The following is a 16,435-nucleotide window of genomic DNA, read 5'->3' on the forward strand; positions in this document are numbered from 1 at the left end:
ATTAGGAGACAGTATCGCTTTCAATATATGTTTCAAAAGCTGGATGATATTCTTTCTGATAATGCTGCTCTGGACAGGATTTTACGACAACTGAGCTTAATAAATTGGATTTATGTGTTTCCAACTCTTTATTGCATTTCGGACAATGTTCAACGAAAAGGTTTTTAAAAAAACGCATCACGCTTTAGTCCTCCTATCCCTTAATTCCTATAGTTATACTATGAATTATACATTATCTCCCTTAAATATCAATAGTTAACGTTTATTTTTATCATATGGGGTCATAAAAATTAGGTGAATATGGAAGAGTTAAATCATGGAGATATGCAACTAATTTTAAGTAGGTTGACAATATACCTTTGCGGGTATAATATAAATCATGTCAATGCTTGTTTTTATTAGGAGGTAAGCGATTTGGACTATAATGATCAAATTAAAAATAGAGTCAAACGTATTGAAGGCCAGTTGCGCGGAATATTAAAAATGATGGAAGAAAACAAGGACTGCAAAGACGTTATTACCCAACTATCTGCTTCTAGAACTGCCATTGATCGTACAATTGGTGTTATTGTAAGCTCCAATTTAGTGGAGTGCGTAAAAAAAGCAGAAGAGCAAGGGGATAAAAACATGGAAGAACTAGTAAAAGAGGCCGTAAATCTACTCGTGAAAAGCCGGTAACAAGAGTGGAGGTGCCCTCTTTTATTTTTTTTTTGAAAAATGCCCATATGGGTATTGATGTTTGGTCAGACAAACATTTCTTGTGCAACTGGGCATCAACCTGTAATATTTATTATGGGAAGGGACTAAATTGTTCCTTACTTTTAGGGGGCAGTCATGGAAATTAGTTTTATCATTACAGTTTTTATTATCGGATTCGTAGGTGCATTTCTATCGGGTATGTTGGGTATAGGCGGAGCCATCATAAATTTTCCGATGCTTTTGTATATTCCTCCGGCGCTTGGTATCGGCCATTTTACAGCACACGAGGTTTCAGGAATAACGGCCATCCAGGTATTTTTTGCCACAATCGGGGGTGTTTTAGCCTACCGGAAGGGCGATTATTTAAATAAAATTCTTATTGCCTATATGGGGATCAGTATTTTGCTTGGTAGTTTTATTGGGGGATTCGTATCTTCGCAATTGCCCGAAAGCGGCATAAATATTGTGTACGGTATTCTTGCTTTAATTGCTGTCATTATGATATTTATCCCGAAAAAAGGGATTGATAATATCCCGCTCGATCAAGTCCAATTTAATAAATGGCTGGGGGCAATATTGGCATTTATTGTCGGGATTGGAGCCGGCATTGTGGGGGCGGGAGGTGCTTTCCTATTGGTGCCAATCATGCTTGTTGTTTTAAAGATACCGACCCGGATGACCATCGCCTCATCATTGGCGATTACCCTTATTTCATCTATTGGTTCGATTACCGGTAAAATCACTACCGGTCACGTCGACATTTTACCTGCGCTGATACTAGTTGTGGCCAGCTTACTGGCGGCGCCAATTGGTGCTAATGCAGGGAAGAGAATGAATACTAAAATTCTGCAAATGATAATGGGGATATTGATTTTGGCAGTGGCCATAAAGGTATGGATGGATATTTTATTAAAATAAGGACCGCTATTTTAGCGGTCCTTATTTCTATAATCATAATATTTTAATATCTCTGTCTTGGAGGTGGGCACTTCTTCGGTTATATTTCCATCCTCGTCTTTATAAACCTCATACTCCTGATAAGTTTCAAGAATATAACCATCCTTTTTTTCACGTTTCACCAGTTTCTCTACCATCTCCGGCATGTCCTCCGGCGGCTCTACGCTGGCTTGAACCGCATGGACCGGCTGATCAGCTGTATAGGACAATTTTTTGTTTATAAAAGAATATGGTGAATCCAGATAGGCACCTAAACCAATGGTAATTAGCAAACCGCAGGCAGTTAAGTAGGTTTTTATTTTCATGCGTTCCGAGCTCCTTTAATAAATGAATTCTCGTAACCCATTTTATGCTCGTCCGATGAACATATGCCTTTAGCTTTTAAATGTTTGCAGGTTTCACACGCGGCCTGAAAAATAAAAACATGAAAAATGCCAGGATGGTTATTATAGCGCCTGAAATATAAGGTAGACCAATCGCCAGCGAAAACAGCCAGCCTCCAAGCGGCGGTCCAATAATACGGCCCAACGAGTCAAAGGATGACAAAAGCCCCGTTGAACTTCCATGTCCTGCGGATGATGTCTTCGTCAGCAGTGAAGAAACACTTGGCCGGATTACGCCATTTCCTAATCCAAAAATGGTTAAATAGATTGCCGCTGTCGTAAAGTTATCTACAAGTAGTATAAGCCCAAACCCAATGGCAGAAACAATCATTCCACCTTGAATAACGGCACTTTCTCCATATTTCTTTGTTAACCTGCCTACAAGTCCTCCTTGTACCAGCGCGCCGCCAAACCCCATAATCATGAAGATATAGCCCAGTTGTGTTGAATCAAGACCCGCTTTTTCAGCAGCAAAATAGGCAAAAGTGGCTTCCAAACCTGAAAGGGATAAGGAAATGAATAATTGTACGAAAAATAAGACGGAAACCTCACGGGTAAAGGCTTTCCAGATGGATCTTTTTTCTTCAGAAGCCTGTCCTGTTACGTGTTTTGACTCCTTTAACAAAAGAAATACAAGTACAAGGGTGATGGCTGCGGATCCGCTAGCAAGGAAAAAAGGCATACTCAAGCTGATTTTAGAAAAAATACCGCCGACAGCCGGTCCAAAAACAAAGCCAAGGCCAACCGCAGCACCGATAATGCCCATTCCTTTTCCGCGGTTCTCTTCCGTTGTAATGTCAGCAACGTATGCCATTGCAGTAGGCATATTAGCGGATGAAAGTATTCCTCCTAAAATTCTGGCGACAAACAGCATCCAAAGCTCGGTTGAAATCGCTTGAATAAAGAATGAAAGGGCAAGACCAGTAATCCCTATCATCATGACCGGTTTTCGGCCAATTCGGTCAGATAGGCGCCCCCACATTGGTGCAAAGATCAGCTGCATCAAGGAATAGACTGCCATTAACAGCCCAAGTTCTGTAGGATTAGCCCCCATTTCCTCCGCATAAAATGGCAGGACCGGGATGATGATGCCAAACCCGACCATTACTAAAAACATGACAACAAATAGAATCGGTAAAGCAGTCTTTTTCTGCAAAGGATGTCAACTCCTTCAAATAAATCCAAATTCCACTAAATGAAACCCAATACTCATTATCACCTAGCATGCTAATATAATGCAACCATCATTTCCTGCTCTTCCTTACAAAAATGTAAGGTTCACTTCGATTTTCGTAAGGATTGATTATGGAAAAAAAGCTATTAATTTCCTATGATAAAACTAAGGATATTAGAAATGGGTGATATATATGGAATTAATATTAGAAGCAAAAGGGATAAACAAGGTGTTTGGCACAAAAAGGAACTCTTACACCGCTTTACACAATATAGATTTGAACATTACTAAGGGAGAATTCGTCGCAGTCATGGGGCCATCAGGTGCAGGGAAATCCACCCTGCTAAATGTTCTTTCAACCATTGAGAAGCCAACCTCCGGCCTCCTTCATTTCAATGGAAACAGCCTGACAAACATGAAGGAAGCAGAGCTCACTGATTTCAGAAGAGATCAAATGGGGTTTATTTTTCAGGATTATAACCTCCTGGATACTTTAACAGTGGAAGAGAATATTCTCCTTCCGCTGACCTTTAGTAAAACTCCGAAAATGGAAATGAAAAGATTAGTTCGCGAAGTGGCACGAAAGTTCGGGATTGAAGAAATTTTGGAAAAGTTCCCGTATGAAATTTCAGGAGGGCAGCAGCAAAGGACCGCTGTATGCCGAGCAATCATCGGCCAGCCAAAGATCCTATTTGCTGATGAGCCTACCGGCGCACTGGATTCAAAGTCAGCCTATTATTTGCTGGAAACTTTATCGGAACTACATAATGAGCAGGAGGCAACCATCCTTATGGTTACCCACGACCCTTATGCCGCTAGCTTTTGTTCTCGTGTTGTGTTTATTAAAGATGGAACACTTTTCACCGAAATTCGAAAGGGTGAGCACTCTCAAAAGCAGCTTTTCGGGCAAATTTTAGATATTCTCTCCAGTATAGGAGGCGTGCAATATGACGCTCTCTAAACTTGCTAGAAAGAATATCATCCGAAACATCCACCAATACTTGCTCTATCTTTATTCGATAGTCTTTAGTACGGCCATATACTTTACATTTGTTTCGTTTCAATACAATCAGCAGCTCCTAGATAGCACGGTTACGCTTGGAAAACTGGAGTCAGCTTTTTTGGCAGCATCTATGATTCTCATGATTTTCTCGGGTGTTTTCATATGGTATTCAAATTCTTTTTTTACGAGGATGCGAAAAAAAGAAGTCGGTTTATACGCCTTATATGGAATGAACAAGAAAAAAATAGGCCTGCTGCTTTTTTATGAAAATATGATTATCGGGGCTCTGGCTTTAATGATAGGTATTGGCGCTGGAATATTGTTCTCCAAATTGTTTATGATGATTATTTTCAAATTAATGGGCTTTTCCTTGGAAGTGTCTTTTTCGGTATCAAGCAGGGCCATGCTGCAAACGATCGAAGTGTTTCTTATCATATTATTAGTGACCTCCATCCATAGCTATCGATTAATCTATCGCTTTTCGCTTGCCGAGTTATTTAAAGCTGACCGTAAAGGGGAGAGGATCACCAATGGCTCGATCGTCACAAGTTTATTAGCCATTGTTCTAATCGGAATTTCGTACGTGTTATTCTGGAATCCTGAATCTTTCGTGATTATTAATAATACGGGTCTAAGGCTTGCCGCTGCAGTAATTTTCTTGGTTGCAGGGTCGTACTTTTTTATTAATTCCTTGGTAACATATTTGTTAAGGCTAATACAGAGAGTGCACTCGGTTTATTTGACAGGGAAGAACTTACTTGGGGTCACCAATTTATTATACCGTCTTAAAGGAAATGTCCTTATTTTGACTGTGATTTCCCTATTAACCAGTGTGACACTTTTCGCTTGCGGGACCATTCTGGGATTTTATTATCAGATTGAAAAGTTAACAAATGAGCAAAATCCATACAGCTATATGTTTAATATGAAGGATGAGCAGGTAAACAAGGAAATAGAGAATTTGATTCAAAGAGATTCATCTGGAAAGCTAAGCTATCAATACAATCTCGAGTATCTTCCTATTCAGCCGGATTTGTCCGATATGGAAAGGGTTCCTGATTTCTTTCAGACGATGTTGATTTCTGAAAAAAGCTACCAGGAATTAATGGAGAAGAGAGGGAAAAACGAATCCCTCCAAGTAAAGAGTAATGAGGCAGCTGCCTTCTTTGATGGAAACTTAGACGCAAAATCTGATCCGTACACAGGAAAAGAACTGGTGCTTCCAAGTGGTGAAAAATTAACGATTACCGCATATGAGGCGTATTCATTTGTTAATCAGGGGGGAATGCTTTTCCCACTCGTCATCAGCGATTCTCAATATGAAATATTAAAAAAGGGAACCTCACAACAGTATCTGCACATCTTTAAAATTGCTAATGAGAAATCCTTGAAAAATTTAGATGCGAAAATCAACAAGATTGTTAAACCGATGGAGTTTAATGACAATAGCCCAATCTTTTCGAGCTATTACGGACAATATCATTACGGTCTTGAAACCTATGGCCTATTAATCTTTATTGGAGGATTTCTTGGTCTAGTGTTTATCGCTGCCACCGGAAGTATTATCTATTTCAAACAGTTGATGGAAGCCACATCTGATAAAGCACGTTATCAGATTCTTGGAAAAATCGGCATTCCGGAAAAGGAAATAAAAAAGACGGTTGCACGACAAGTGGGCTTTGTGTTTTTTCTGCCATTGCTCCCCGCCATCAGCCATAGTGCAATGATTACCTATTTGATATCAGACTTTTTACAAATATCATTGCAGGTCCCCTTTACGATGTTTCTTGGTGCGTATCTCATTATTTATTTGATTTACTATCTAATGACCTTCGCCGGATATTATCGGTTAATAAAAACAAGCTTATGATGGATGAGCTTCAGATTGTCGAGAAAGGGTATTTTTCTCGACAATTTTTATTTTGTCCAAACCTAAATTACCAAACTTTTATTGTTTATCCCTGCTAACTGGGCCTGTTTATTTCCGCTCCGGGCACTCGCTTTCCGCGGGGAGCTCCTGGAGCCTCCTCGGCGCTTTGGCGCCTGCGGGGTCTCCAGTGACCTCTATTTCCCGCAGGAGTCGAGTGCCCTCCGCTCCAATCAACAGGGAGGCAATACAACTTAAGTATTGCAACACACATTTTCCATCTTTGTTAAGTGTGCTAGAATCTTTTCATATTTTGGCTGGCTGCAGTAAGAAGAGCCTGTTCTCTTCCATTATTCAATCCCCGCAATCAACAATTGCGAAACCCATGCAGCTCTTTTGAATCTGCGAAGCTTCGCTCAATTTTTTCCTTTCTAAATTTAAAAGCATTCTTCCCGATTTAGATAAGCGATTTAACCTCTCCATTTCCTTATTTATCCTCCCATACATTTCTTGTAACCACTTTTACCTTATTTTTTGACCGTGTATACTGGGATAGTAGCGGACAGTTCTCACGCTTTTTCGAATCAGAATTATATTTTTTTCAAGAAGGAACGAGAAATTAATATATTTGTAAATCAAGCGAAGAAGGTGGTCATCTGAAACCAATTCTTCAAAGAAACAAATTCCTATTCACTTTGGCTATACTCTTTTGGCTTAAACATAAATTTACCACTTATTTTATTGGAGTTGAAGGTCTTAATTGAATACACCTGTTGATTGGCGCGGAAGGCACGAAGACTCCGGCACGACCACGGAAAGCGAAGTGCCTGGAGCGCCAATCAACAGACTTGTTGAAAATCCTTATATTGATAAATTAATATCAAATTAACGGGGTGAATTGTTAAGGAAAATGAGTAAAATAAAAGGCTGTCGATAGGTTCACGACAGCCTGAAGCTCATGATGGATGAGCTTGTTTTTATAGCTTATGGAAGTTATTTGTTGCTTCAAGGAAATGTAGGGTGGCTTTTGTCCCAATACCTGAGGTGGATTCCAATGATAAGTTATGGCCCAGTTTTTCAGCCGTTTTCATTGAGAGGTACAACCCCATACCAGTTGACCGATGATGGCCTCTGCCGTTTTTTCCGGTGAACCCTTTTTCAAAAACACGGGGGAGATCTTCAGCGGAAATCCCGATTCCGGAATCGAGGATGATTAGCTTCTTGGACTTTGGCTTTGTGATTATCGTAATCTTCCCGTTTTCCTTCGTGTATTTTAATGCGTTAGACAGGATTTGGCGGACAATGTAGGACAGGCCTTTTTTATCACTTAAAACAGTCATTGGCGAAATCTGTAAATCTAGTTTCATCATTCTTCCAATGAAGGCTTTTGATTCATCAATAACAATTTCCTTTATCAGCTTTTCCAAATCAATCTCTTGAATCAGATAGTCCTTGTTAAAATCGTGCAGGCGTGAAAAGTGAAGGGCTTGCTCCACATAGCTTTCGATTTTATCAATTTCTTCCCGCATGCTTGATGAATCGATTTCTGTTTCCAAAAGGAGACGTGCAACGGCAATAGGGGTCTTGATTTCGTGAAACCATTCCGTCATAAATTCGAGCTGTTCTTTAGAAGCCTCATTACGCTCATGAATTTGTATTTCATAGTTTGTTTCTAATACTTTTAAATTTTGATAGTATTCCTGCTGTTCGTATGTAATTAAGGAAGGTGGATTTTCTAATGTGGAGGACTTCCATCTTTGGAGTTGAGCATTTTTCCTAAAATAAGTACCGATAAAATAAATGTTATAAAGGATTACAGCCAGCAATACCAAGTAAATAAGACTGCCAAAGGAGACCTTTAAGCTAGGCTCCACACTGATTAGAATGGAAACAACGGCAAGTATGAAATAGAATGTAATTAGCTGCCATTTTTCATCTAAAACGTAATATCTGAATTTCATGGAATCATATATCCTTGTCTTTTTTTCGTTTCGATAAAATCGATGAGACCCAAATCTTCCAATTTTCTGCGCAGACGTGCGATATTGACGGTTAGCGTGTTATCATCTATAAAATTTTCACTTTCCCATAAGGCTTGCATGATTTCATCGCGAGTTACAATGGTTTCCTTCTTTTTCAATAATAAATAAAGAATCTGAAACTCATTTTTGGTTAGGTCTATTTCGCTGTTATGGTAAGAAATATTCCCCTTATTTAGATAAAGAATTAAGCCCCTATGCTCGATAACTTCTTTTTCCTCTTGCTGATAGGTGTAAGTCCTTCGCAAAATAGCATTCATCTTGGCTGTCAGCACCTCTAATGAGAAGGGCTTCTGGATAAAATCATCGCCCCCCATATTCATGGCCATGACGATATCCATATTTTGATTTCGAGAGGAGATGAAGATGATGGGCACATTGGAAAGTTGTCTGATTTTGCTGCACCAATAAAAACCATCATAGATTGGTAAATTGATATCCAGCAGAACAAGATGGGGGTTAACTTCGATAAACTGTTCATCCAGGTTCTCAAAATTTGTTATCTTACTAGGTTCAAACCTCCATTTCAATAGGTGTTCAGAAATAATATCGCGTATTTTTGGATCATCCTCTACAATCATAACCTTAAACAAGAGATTCCGCCCCTTCCATATGATTCTATTATACATGGGAGAGGATGGATTTGGAAAAATTATCTTATTGGTAGGAAAAAAGTCGTGTTTTTTAGATTCATAATATTTGAAAAATTTGGTATGATTACTGTGCGCAAATGCTTTTATTTTAATATATGGGGATGAGGGACCATGCAAAAAAAGTGGGAAAAACAGATTGATCCTAATAATAAACACGGTGGAGCATTTATATTAGGTGATAGGAACATTGAAATTCCTGAAGCAGCAGTGGTTTCAGTCACAAGGGGAGAACATTTCAACATACCGCGCCTAATAATCAATGGCTTTTTAAACCAGATGATCATGAAGGCGATGAGCAAGAACGACAATTTGCTGTATGCGGAATTGAGAGGGCAATTAGAAGGCGGAATCGGCCAGACATTGACTGTCTGGAAAGCAGGCAAAGAAATGAATTCCTTCCGAACTGGAGGTACGCATAACTTTGCAAGGAAGTTTTTTAGCTGGGTGTTTTACAGTGGAAAGGTTCAATCCTACTTTTTAACATGGAAAGCAAACGGACAAATCCCGACTTATGAAGAAGCGGCAGAAATCGTAACCACCTATGGCCGACATTTTGATGGCGGTAAGCTAGTGAGAAAGGCCCAACAGCCGAAGGATTTAGACCATAAAAAACCAAGCTGAGTAATGCTAGCTGTTTATTAGCTGAACGATAGATTATTTTTAGCAGTTGTTTAGCCCGGTGTGTAAACGATAGAATGTGATTGTTATTAATCAAAAAAGCCGCCGATCAAATGATCGGCGGCCGTAATTTGTCTATTTCACTGTTTTCCGCGTACTTTCAGATGCAAAGTCCGCGATGACAACAAGAATCATATAGCAAAGCAGCAGCAGGGTAATCTGCGTGTATTGAAAATAGCTCATGGCTAGTTTAAAATCCATGCCTAGACCGCCTGCACCAACGAATCCAACGACAATCGTGGTTCTCATAATCACTTCCCAGCGATATAACACATAGGTTAAAAACCTTGGCATAACAATGGGAAGAATCCCGTAAAACAATGTCTCAATCTTAGAGGCACCAGATGCAGCCAAGTTGCGAATCGGTCGTGGATCCATATCCTCAATTACCTCTGCCCAAAGCTTCCCAAGGATTCCGAAATTGTGCAAAGCAAGGGCAAGTGCGCCTGGCAAAATACCTGGTTTTAAAATGAAAATAATCATCATCGCCCAGACCAATTCCGGTACGGAACGGGAAAAAATATAAACGAGACGGACCAGACCGTATAGCGGCCAATTGTACCATTTTTTCGAAATGGTCAGGTTACCGCTCGCAATATTACGCGCAGCTGGAATCACCGTTAAACAGGCTGCAATGGTCGAAAACCCAATCGCCATTACGCTCATTTCCAGCGTCTCATAGGTCAGTTTTAACGCAGAAGCCCAGCTTTCGGCATTGAAAAAGGCAGGATTGTTTTCATTTAAACCAATTAATCCTCCAAAAAACTTTCCCGCGTATTCCGCATTTTGATCAGAGAAAAGGTCAAATATATCGGCATGGTCGATAATATAAATATATATCCACGAACCTGCAATCAGCAATGACGCCAAAAGAGCGGCACGCCAGCCTGAACTGAAACCACGCTGGCGCTTTCGGTCTGTTAAACTTTTGCGGACAAAATTACTCCAAATATCCACAAGTACAACCAAGGCAATCAAATAAAATACATAGGTCCAAACTTGGTCGTATTTCAAATCAGCAAGCGAAAGTTGAATTTGATAGCCAAGACCGCCGAGACCGACAAAGCTCATAATTGCCGAAGAACGAATCGAGCATTCAAAACGGTACATCGTATAACTAATCATATCAGCCCAAACTAATGGCAAATACCCGTAAAAGAGGACCTCAAGTTTGGAGGCCCCGGCTGCCAATAAAGCTTTTATTGGCTCTTTGGGTACATCATTTAGCATATCGGCGAAAATTCGGCCAAGAATCCCGCCGTATGGAATTGCTAAGGCAAATATGGCAGCAAACGGTGAGAAACCGATGGCAGACACGAACAGCCATGCCCAAACCAGCTCGTGAATCGAACGGGTAAATCCTAATATTCCTCTGAAAAATACCTTATTGGCAAGTCTAGATGCCCGTGAAGATGTTAACGTCCCCGATGCGAGGACGCCGACAATAAAAGCATAAATAATGGCTAGAGACATTCCTGCTACGGCATATGCCAAAGTAATCCAGGCGGCTTCAAGACCTTTCGATAAAACCTCAGAGCTCAAATCCGGTTGAAAGAGACCTTTAAAAATTTGCCCTAAAGTTGGAATTCCGCCAGCATGGTACACCTCATCTGCATCCCATTTGACCGAAAACAAACTCCATCCGAAAACTGCCAACAAAATCAATGAAAGAATAAATCGTTTATGGAGCCGAAAGGAGGAGTTCCATTTATGCATGGCTCGAATGCTCCTTTAGACTGTACAGTTCGGTTAACATTTCATCGGTTACCTTTTCTGTCGGCAAATCAAAAAATATCGCACCGTTTTTTAAGGAAATGATTCTGTCAAAATATTTTCGTGCATATTCAACTGAATGTAGGCTGGCAATTAGCGTTTGGTTATCCTCTGAAACAAATTTAGTGAGCATCGACAGAACGTCATCAGCCCGTGCCGGGTCAAGGGAGGCAACTGGTTCATCTGCCAAAATAATCTCCGGTTTTTGAACCATTAGTCTGGCCAATGCAACACGCTGCTGCTCACCGCCGGAAAGGGTAGAGGTGATTTCATAAGCTTTATCCGCGAGACCGACACGTTCAAGCGCGCTAAGTGCCGCATCTTTTTCCTGTGGGACTAGCAGAGATATCAATGATTTCACGGTTCCCCATTCCGCTAATTTTCCCGCCAAGACGTTATGGATCACTGCTAGCGGACCGATTAGATCAAATTGCTGACGGATAACCCCAACCTTTTTCGCGAAGGCTTTTCCTTTTTTATAAGAAGAGATGTTCTGGCCGTCAATGACCATTTCACCACTTTCCAAAGGTAAGAGGCGGGCAATTGAATTTAACAGCGTCGATTTTCCGGCGCCGCTCGGGCCAACCAATGCCACCAGTTCCCCTTGTTTAATGGTAAAAGAAAGGGAAGATAAGGCTATCTTCCGCTCAAAATGTTTTGTTAAATTTTTTATATCAATCATGATTTTTGTAGTCATAGATGACAAACACCTACTATTTAATAATCTCTAGTTCTTTGGCTACTTTTTCAATTTTGCCATAGTTTCCGTTATTTGTTTCGATAAACTTGTCGGTTTGGAACAAATTAGCCATTTCTTTTGGCTCTCCATTGAAAGAAAGGAGGGCATCCTTAATTTTTTGCTCTACGCCTTTGCCAAATTTCTTGTCGATCTCTTTATTAATGGTCCAGTTATAGTCATAGTAAGGAGGTGTTGTATAGAATACCTTTACCTTATTTGTATCTACTTTACCTTCTTTGACGGCTGCTTCCCAAACGGAAATATTTAAAGCGCCGGCCTGAAAGGAACCGGATTCGATTAACTTATAGGTTGTGTCATGTGAGCCGGAAAAATTAGGCTTACCATTAAAGTCTTTGTTCGGGTCAATGCCCGCTTCTGAAAGGAAATAACGCGGCATTAAATGGCCGGATGTTGAACTTTCACTGCCAAACGTAAATGATTTCCCTTTTAAATCCTTCAAGGAATTAATGCCGGAATTAGGCTGGGTGATAAACACTGATTGGAATTCAGCATCCCGCGGCCGTTGAACGATGGATTTAGCCTCAGGGACAAGGTTTCTAGCCTGAACACTTGTTAATCCGCCAAACCAAGCCATGCTGATTTCACCGCGCTGGAATCCTGTTACTAAAGCGGCATAATCGACAGAAGGAACGAACTCTACCTTAAGGCCAGTTTTCTCGTTTAAGTATTTAGCCACTGCATCCATGCCTTTTTGCAAGTCGGCGGCATTTTGGTCCGGAATGGCTCCGATTTTAAACACTTGATCTGTTTTTTGTTCTTTCTTGCCTTCACTAGTTTTTTCATTATTGTTTTGACCACATGCGGCTAATGAAAATACCATCATCACCAGGATCATTACAGAAAACCACTTTTTCATAAAAGATACCCACCTCAATTGTCAATTACTAAAAAATGAATAGAAAAAAATATTAACCTTCCTAATTATAAGGAAATGTTAATACGTAATAAATTCAATTTATCGATTTATTCAATGGGTTAGTATCGATTATTCGAATAGATAAAACCCCTGTCGGTCTGACATGGGCAGAAAATTTTAATTTATACAGTGAGCTGTGACGAAAAAATAATGTCAGCAGAAATGAATAGGTTTTGATTTTGGAGGCAATTTAAGGAAAAAAGGATAAATGTATGATTGGATTAATTATCGCCATCCTCATTTTTAATTTTATCGCTTTTAAGTTCAATAGGGTTTTAACTCTTAATCAAATTGTTCATATTTGGTGCTTCACAATTGCCTTTCAAACGACTTTCGATGTTTTCATAGAATTTAAATACCAAGCTTATTGGTATTTCAATAAAGAAGTTGATTGGGCTGGTGAAATTCCTCATTTGTTCGTGGTTCCACCTGTTAATATGATTTTTTTAAATTGGTTTCCTTTTAAAGGAACACATGTAAAAAAGGCATTCTATATAATTTTATTTGTGATTGCAATCTTAGGCTACGAGATGATTACGCTATTCCCGGAACCTTGGGGATATTTCCATTATGGCTGGTGGAAGCTTTGGCATGCTGCCATTCTAGATCCGATTCTTCTCCTCATATTACTGGGCTATTATAAATGGATTTGCCGGTTAGAGAAAAGGCCATTTGCCGACAATAGAATCGTATAAGAGAGGCAGTGATACGCTTTCTCTTTTTTTATTTAATTGATGAATTTGTATAAACAGGCTTGGCGGCTTGTACATACTCTAATAAAAATGACAGTCGTACAAGGAGGGGGGGCGATGGGCATATTCAAGGATGGTATCAGCATCGGAACCGTTTCAGGAGGAATCGTAAACTTTGGCGGGGCAGTGATTATTTCACCCATTTCGATTACCAATACCGTTTCTGGTTCAGGCTCCGGAAATACGGATACCGGTGGTTCAGGAAATTCAGCATTAACTGTCGCAAGCGATCTGCTTCAATCTATAGCTAATAATCAAGGATTGTTGGGATCAGGAAATACGGGACAATCCAGGGCAAGAAGTGCAGGAAATAGAGGTAATAATATGGCCACAAATAGAAGACGGGGCCGATAGCAGCCCCGTCTGATTATTTATTATGATTTATGATACTTTTAATCCTTTTGCTGTTTGAACTTGCGTCCGCTTAGCGGGTTTGACGACATTGAAGACAATGTTTAGAAAGATGGCTGTTAAGCTGCCAGAGACAATCCCGCTATTCGTAAGAATCTTAACACTCTCAGGCAGATGTGCAAATAAATCCGGAACGGTAGTTACACCTAAACCAACTCCAACAGAACAAGCAATGATTAATAGATTCTCTTGTGATGAAAAGTCTACTTTACTTAGCATCTTTATTCCAGAAGCAATGACCATCCCAAACATAGCAACCATTGCTCCGCCAAGTACAGCAGTCGGGATAACTGTTGTTAACGCCGCTATTTTCGGTACAAACCCTAGAAAAATTAAAATTCCGCCCATCGTATAAATAACGCTCTTATCCTTAACCCCAGAAAACTGGACAAGCCCGACATTTTGTGAGTAAGTGGTGTACGGGAAGGAATTAAAGAATGCCCCAATCACACTTGCCAACCCTTCTGCCCGATATCCTTTTACTAAATCCTGTTCCGTTAATTTCCGGCCTGTGATATCACTTAAGGCAAAATAAACACCAGTTGATTCTACAAGACTTACAATCGCTACAATTGTCATCGTAATGATCGGTGCCAGTTCAAAAGAAGGAGTTGCAAAATGTAAAGGCGTTACCATATGAAACCACGATGCATCACCAACTGCAGAAAAATTTACTTTTCCCATGAACGCTGCAGCAATGGTACCTGCTATCAAGCCTAATAATATAGAAATAGCCCGTATGAACCCTTTAAAGAAACGATAAAGAATAATGATAAATAATAACGTACCAAATGCCAGCACAATGTTTGAAATTGAACCAAAATCAGGGCTGCCTTGACCGCCGGCAACATTATTCATTGCGACAGGAATTAGTGTCGTTCCAATAATCGTCACAACAGAACCCGTTACGACTGGAGGGAAGAAGTGAATCAGTTTACCAAAGTATTTCGCAATCAACATGACAATTAATCCGGAAACTAGGATCGAACCATAAATAGAGGACATGCCATACTGATTTCCAATGGCAATAATCGGGCCTACTGCCGTAAATGTACATCCAAGGACAATCGGAAGACCGATCCCAAAATAACGATTCTGCCATACCTGTAATAATGTAGCGATACCGCTTGTTAATATATCAAGAGAAACTAGATAGGCAAGCTGTTCGTTCGAAAGATTGAGGGCACCGCCAATAATAAGCGGAACAATAACTGCTCCTGCATACATAGCGAGAACATGCTGAATTCCAAGGGATGCTGTTTTAAGTGTTGAATTTTTCATTATACTAGCTCCTCTACTTTTTCAGATTTAAAAGTGACTTCACCGTTAGCGAGGGAAGCAACGCGGGCTAAAGATTCAACTCTTATTCCTTGGTCGCTTAGCATTTTTGCACCGTCTTGGAAGGACTTTTCGATGACTATTCCTACTCCGGCCACTTCGGCGCCGCTTTGGTTGACAATATCTATTAACCCTAAGGCTGCCTGACCATTGGCAAGAAAGTCATCAATAATAAGAACTTTGTCCTCAGCATTTAAAAACTTTTGCGCAATCGAAATCTCATTAGTTTCCTGCTTTGTAAAGGAATGAACAGAAGCAGTGATCAATCCTTCGGTTAATGTGAGTGATTTTCTTTTTCTGGCGAAAATAACTGGAATATTGAACTGTAGGCCCGTCATGACTGCAGGGGCAATGCCCGAAGATTCAATGGTGACAATTTTGGTGATTCCCTCGTTAGCGAAGCGCTTCGCAAACTCTTTGCCAATTTCAAGCATTAATTCTGGATCAATTTGATGGTTTAAAAAAGAATCAACTTTTAGGATTTGTTCTGATAAAACTTGCCCGTCATTTTTGATTTTTTCCTGTAATAGTCTCATGTTGTACCCCCATTTTTAAAAATAAAAAACCCAAAGGCCGTCCCCACATCAAATTGAGTGAGGTAATGGCCTTTGGGCTTAGTGTCCGAAAGGAATAGAATGGAAGTACGCTTAAAAAGAAAAGCATCCGTTCTCATTACCCACTCATAGTCGAATCGTTTACGGCAATTCGGTAGAGACTTGCGGGCCATATTCCCGCGATTATATGAGTGAAGCCTTATTGAATTCATTTCAAATTATATCACGGTAAATCGAGAAATCAATCACTTTTTTCGCAAAAAGCGAATAATGTGCTAATATTTTTTTTGCTTTGTTCGTCTTTTAGAAACCCTTTCCGTAAGTATCATAGAAGGATTGAACAATTAACCCATTTCAGTTACTATTAAAATGTACGTATATATCAGAAAATTGTGAAAAGGGAAATAAATATCACTAGAGGATACTAACCGGTTAGGATGTTTGGGCCCAATCATAATTTTCATATAAAGAATAATTG

The 16,435-nt window shown here is 39.9% G+C and carries 18 protein-coding genes, 1 pseudogene and 1 riboswitch; of the genes and pseudogenes, 8 read left to right on the forward strand and 11 right to left on the reverse strand.

What is annotated here, in order from left to right; all coding sequences use genetic code 11:
• Position 1 precedes the first annotated feature (1 nt).
• A complete protein-coding gene (locus tag ACZ5B7_RS13625) occupies positions 2–181 on the reverse strand; it encodes a hypothetical protein (RefSeq protein WP_213141340.1) in 180 nt (59 codons plus the stop codon).
• Between the two features lie 233 nt (positions 182–414).
• Between ACZ5B7_RS13625 and ACZ5B7_RS13630 the strand changes: the two genes are divergently transcribed.
• On the forward strand, positions 415–678 hold the full coding sequence (locus tag ACZ5B7_RS13630) for a metal-sensitive transcriptional regulator (protein ID WP_213115713.1): 264 nt from the start codon (positions 415–417) through the stop codon (positions 676–678).
• A 156-nt stretch (positions 679–834) separates the two neighbouring features.
• Positions 835–1,617: a sulfite exporter TauE/SafE family protein gene (locus tag ACZ5B7_RS13635; RefSeq protein ID WP_464494160.1), complete on the forward strand. Its 783-nt coding sequence runs from the start codon at positions 835–837 to the stop codon at positions 1,615–1,617.
• A gap of 11 nt (positions 1,618–1,628) precedes the next feature.
• Here the strand turns inward: ACZ5B7_RS13635 and ACZ5B7_RS13640 are convergent, their stop codons facing one another.
• Both ACZ5B7_RS13640 and ACZ5B7_RS13645 read right to left on the reverse strand, forming a co-directional pair.
• Positions 1,629–1,961 (reverse strand): hypothetical protein, encoded by a 333-nt coding sequence (locus ACZ5B7_RS13640; protein WP_464494161.1) that lies wholly within the window; start codon positions 1,959–1,961, stop codon positions 1,629–1,631.
• Positions 1,962–2,037: 76 nt separating this feature from the next.
• Positions 2,038–3,195 (reverse strand): MFS transporter, encoded by a 1,158-nt coding sequence (locus tag ACZ5B7_RS13645; RefSeq protein WP_464494162.1) that lies wholly within the window; start codon positions 3,193–3,195, stop codon positions 2,038–2,040.
• Positions 3,196–3,406: 211 nt separating this feature from the next.
• Here ACZ5B7_RS13645 and ACZ5B7_RS13650 point away from each other — a divergent pair, with 211 nt between their 5' ends.
• Positions 3,407–4,174, forward strand: a complete 768-nt coding sequence (locus ACZ5B7_RS13650; RefSeq protein ID WP_464494163.1) for an ABC transporter ATP-binding protein — start codon at positions 3,407–3,409, stop codon at positions 4,172–4,174.
• Positions 4,161–6,086, forward strand: a complete 1,926-nt coding sequence (locus ACZ5B7_RS13655) for an FtsX-like permease family protein (protein WP_464494164.1) — start codon at positions 4,161–4,163, stop codon at positions 6,084–6,086. Before ACZ5B7_RS13650 ends, ACZ5B7_RS13655 begins: the two co-directional genes overlap by 14 nt.
• A 292-nt stretch (positions 6,087–6,378) precedes the next feature.
• Here the strand turns inward: ACZ5B7_RS13655 and ACZ5B7_RS13660 are convergent.
• Positions 6,379–6,672 (reverse strand): annotated as a pseudogene (locus tag ACZ5B7_RS13660) (transposase); the annotation flags it as partial.
• Between the two features lie 171 nt (positions 6,673–6,843).
• Here ACZ5B7_RS13660 and ACZ5B7_RS13665 point away from each other — a divergent pair.
• Positions 6,844–6,972 (forward strand): hypothetical protein, encoded by a 129-nt coding sequence (locus tag ACZ5B7_RS13665; RefSeq protein ID WP_464494165.1) that lies wholly within the window; start codon positions 6,844–6,846, stop codon positions 6,970–6,972.
• Positions 6,973–7,060: 88 nt separating this feature from the next.
• On the opposite strand, the gene ACZ5B7_RS13670 is transcribed toward ACZ5B7_RS13665, so the two are convergent.
• A complete protein-coding gene (locus tag ACZ5B7_RS13670; RefSeq protein ID WP_464494166.1) occupies positions 7,061–8,044 on the reverse strand; it encodes a sensor histidine kinase in 984 nt (327 codons plus the stop codon).
• Positions 8,041–8,703: a winged helix-turn-helix domain-containing protein gene (locus tag ACZ5B7_RS13675; RefSeq protein WP_464494495.1), complete on the reverse strand. Its 663-nt coding sequence runs from the start codon at positions 8,701–8,703 to the stop codon at positions 8,041–8,043. The genes ACZ5B7_RS13670 and ACZ5B7_RS13675 overlap by 4 nt, the downstream gene beginning before the upstream one ends.
• 183 nt (positions 8,704–8,886) lie before the next feature.
• Here ACZ5B7_RS13675 and ACZ5B7_RS13680 point away from each other — a divergent pair, with 183 nt between their 5' ends.
• Complete coding sequence (locus ACZ5B7_RS13680; protein ID WP_464494167.1) at positions 8,887–9,396, forward strand: hypothetical protein; 510 nt, start codon at positions 8,887–8,889, stop codon at positions 9,394–9,396.
• A 132-nt stretch (positions 9,397–9,528) separates the two neighbouring features.
• Here the strand turns inward: ACZ5B7_RS13680 and ACZ5B7_RS13685 are convergent, their stop codons facing one another.
• Genes ACZ5B7_RS13685 through ACZ5B7_RS13695 form a run of 3 tightly spaced genes read right to left on the reverse strand, consistent with a single transcriptional unit; the run spans position 9,529 to position 12,842 of the window.
• A complete protein-coding gene (locus ACZ5B7_RS13685) occupies positions 9,529–11,169 on the reverse strand; it encodes a PhnE/PtxC family ABC transporter permease (protein ID WP_423802317.1) in 1,641 nt (546 codons plus the stop codon).
• Positions 11,162–11,923 carry a phosphonate ABC transporter ATP-binding protein gene (locus ACZ5B7_RS13690; protein ID WP_464494168.1) on the reverse strand — a complete coding sequence of 254 codons (762 nt, stop codon included), beginning with the start codon at positions 11,921–11,923 and terminating at the stop codon, positions 11,162–11,164. Before ACZ5B7_RS13690 ends, ACZ5B7_RS13685 begins: the two co-directional genes overlap by 8 nt.
• 16 nt (positions 11,924–11,939) lie before the next feature.
• On the reverse strand, positions 11,940–12,842 hold the full coding sequence (locus tag ACZ5B7_RS13695) for a putative selenate ABC transporter substrate-binding protein (protein ID WP_464494169.1): 903 nt from the start codon (positions 12,840–12,842) through the stop codon (positions 11,940–11,942).
• A 272-nt stretch (positions 12,843–13,114) separates the two neighbouring features.
• Between ACZ5B7_RS13695 and ACZ5B7_RS13700 the strand changes: the two genes are divergently transcribed.
• A complete protein-coding gene (locus ACZ5B7_RS13700; RefSeq protein WP_464494170.1) occupies positions 13,115–13,597 on the forward strand; it encodes a hypothetical protein in 483 nt (160 codons plus the stop codon).
• A gap of 114 nt (positions 13,598–13,711) precedes the next feature.
• Complete coding sequence (locus ACZ5B7_RS13705) at positions 13,712–14,008, forward strand: hypothetical protein (RefSeq protein WP_464494171.1); 297 nt, start codon at positions 13,712–13,714, stop codon at positions 14,006–14,008.
• Positions 14,009–14,035: 27 nt separating this feature from the next.
• Here the strand turns inward: ACZ5B7_RS13705 and ACZ5B7_RS13710 are convergent, their stop codons facing one another.
• Both ACZ5B7_RS13710 and ACZ5B7_RS13715 read right to left on the reverse strand, forming a co-directional pair.
• Positions 14,036–15,346 (reverse strand): nucleobase:cation symporter-2 family protein, encoded by a 1,311-nt coding sequence (locus tag ACZ5B7_RS13710; protein ID WP_464494172.1) that lies wholly within the window; start codon positions 15,344–15,346, stop codon positions 14,036–14,038.
• Positions 15,346–15,939, reverse strand: a complete 594-nt coding sequence (locus tag ACZ5B7_RS13715; protein WP_464494173.1) for a xanthine phosphoribosyltransferase — start codon at positions 15,937–15,939, stop codon at positions 15,346–15,348. The genes ACZ5B7_RS13710 and ACZ5B7_RS13715 overlap by 1 nt, the downstream gene beginning before the upstream one ends.
• Before the next feature lie 127 nt (positions 15,940–16,066).
• Positions 16,067–16,168: riboswitch (purine riboswitch) on the reverse strand.
• Between the last annotated feature and the right edge of the window lie 267 nt (positions 16,169–16,435).

It is taken from the genome of Neobacillus sp. S1115 (genome assembly GCF_055385565.1).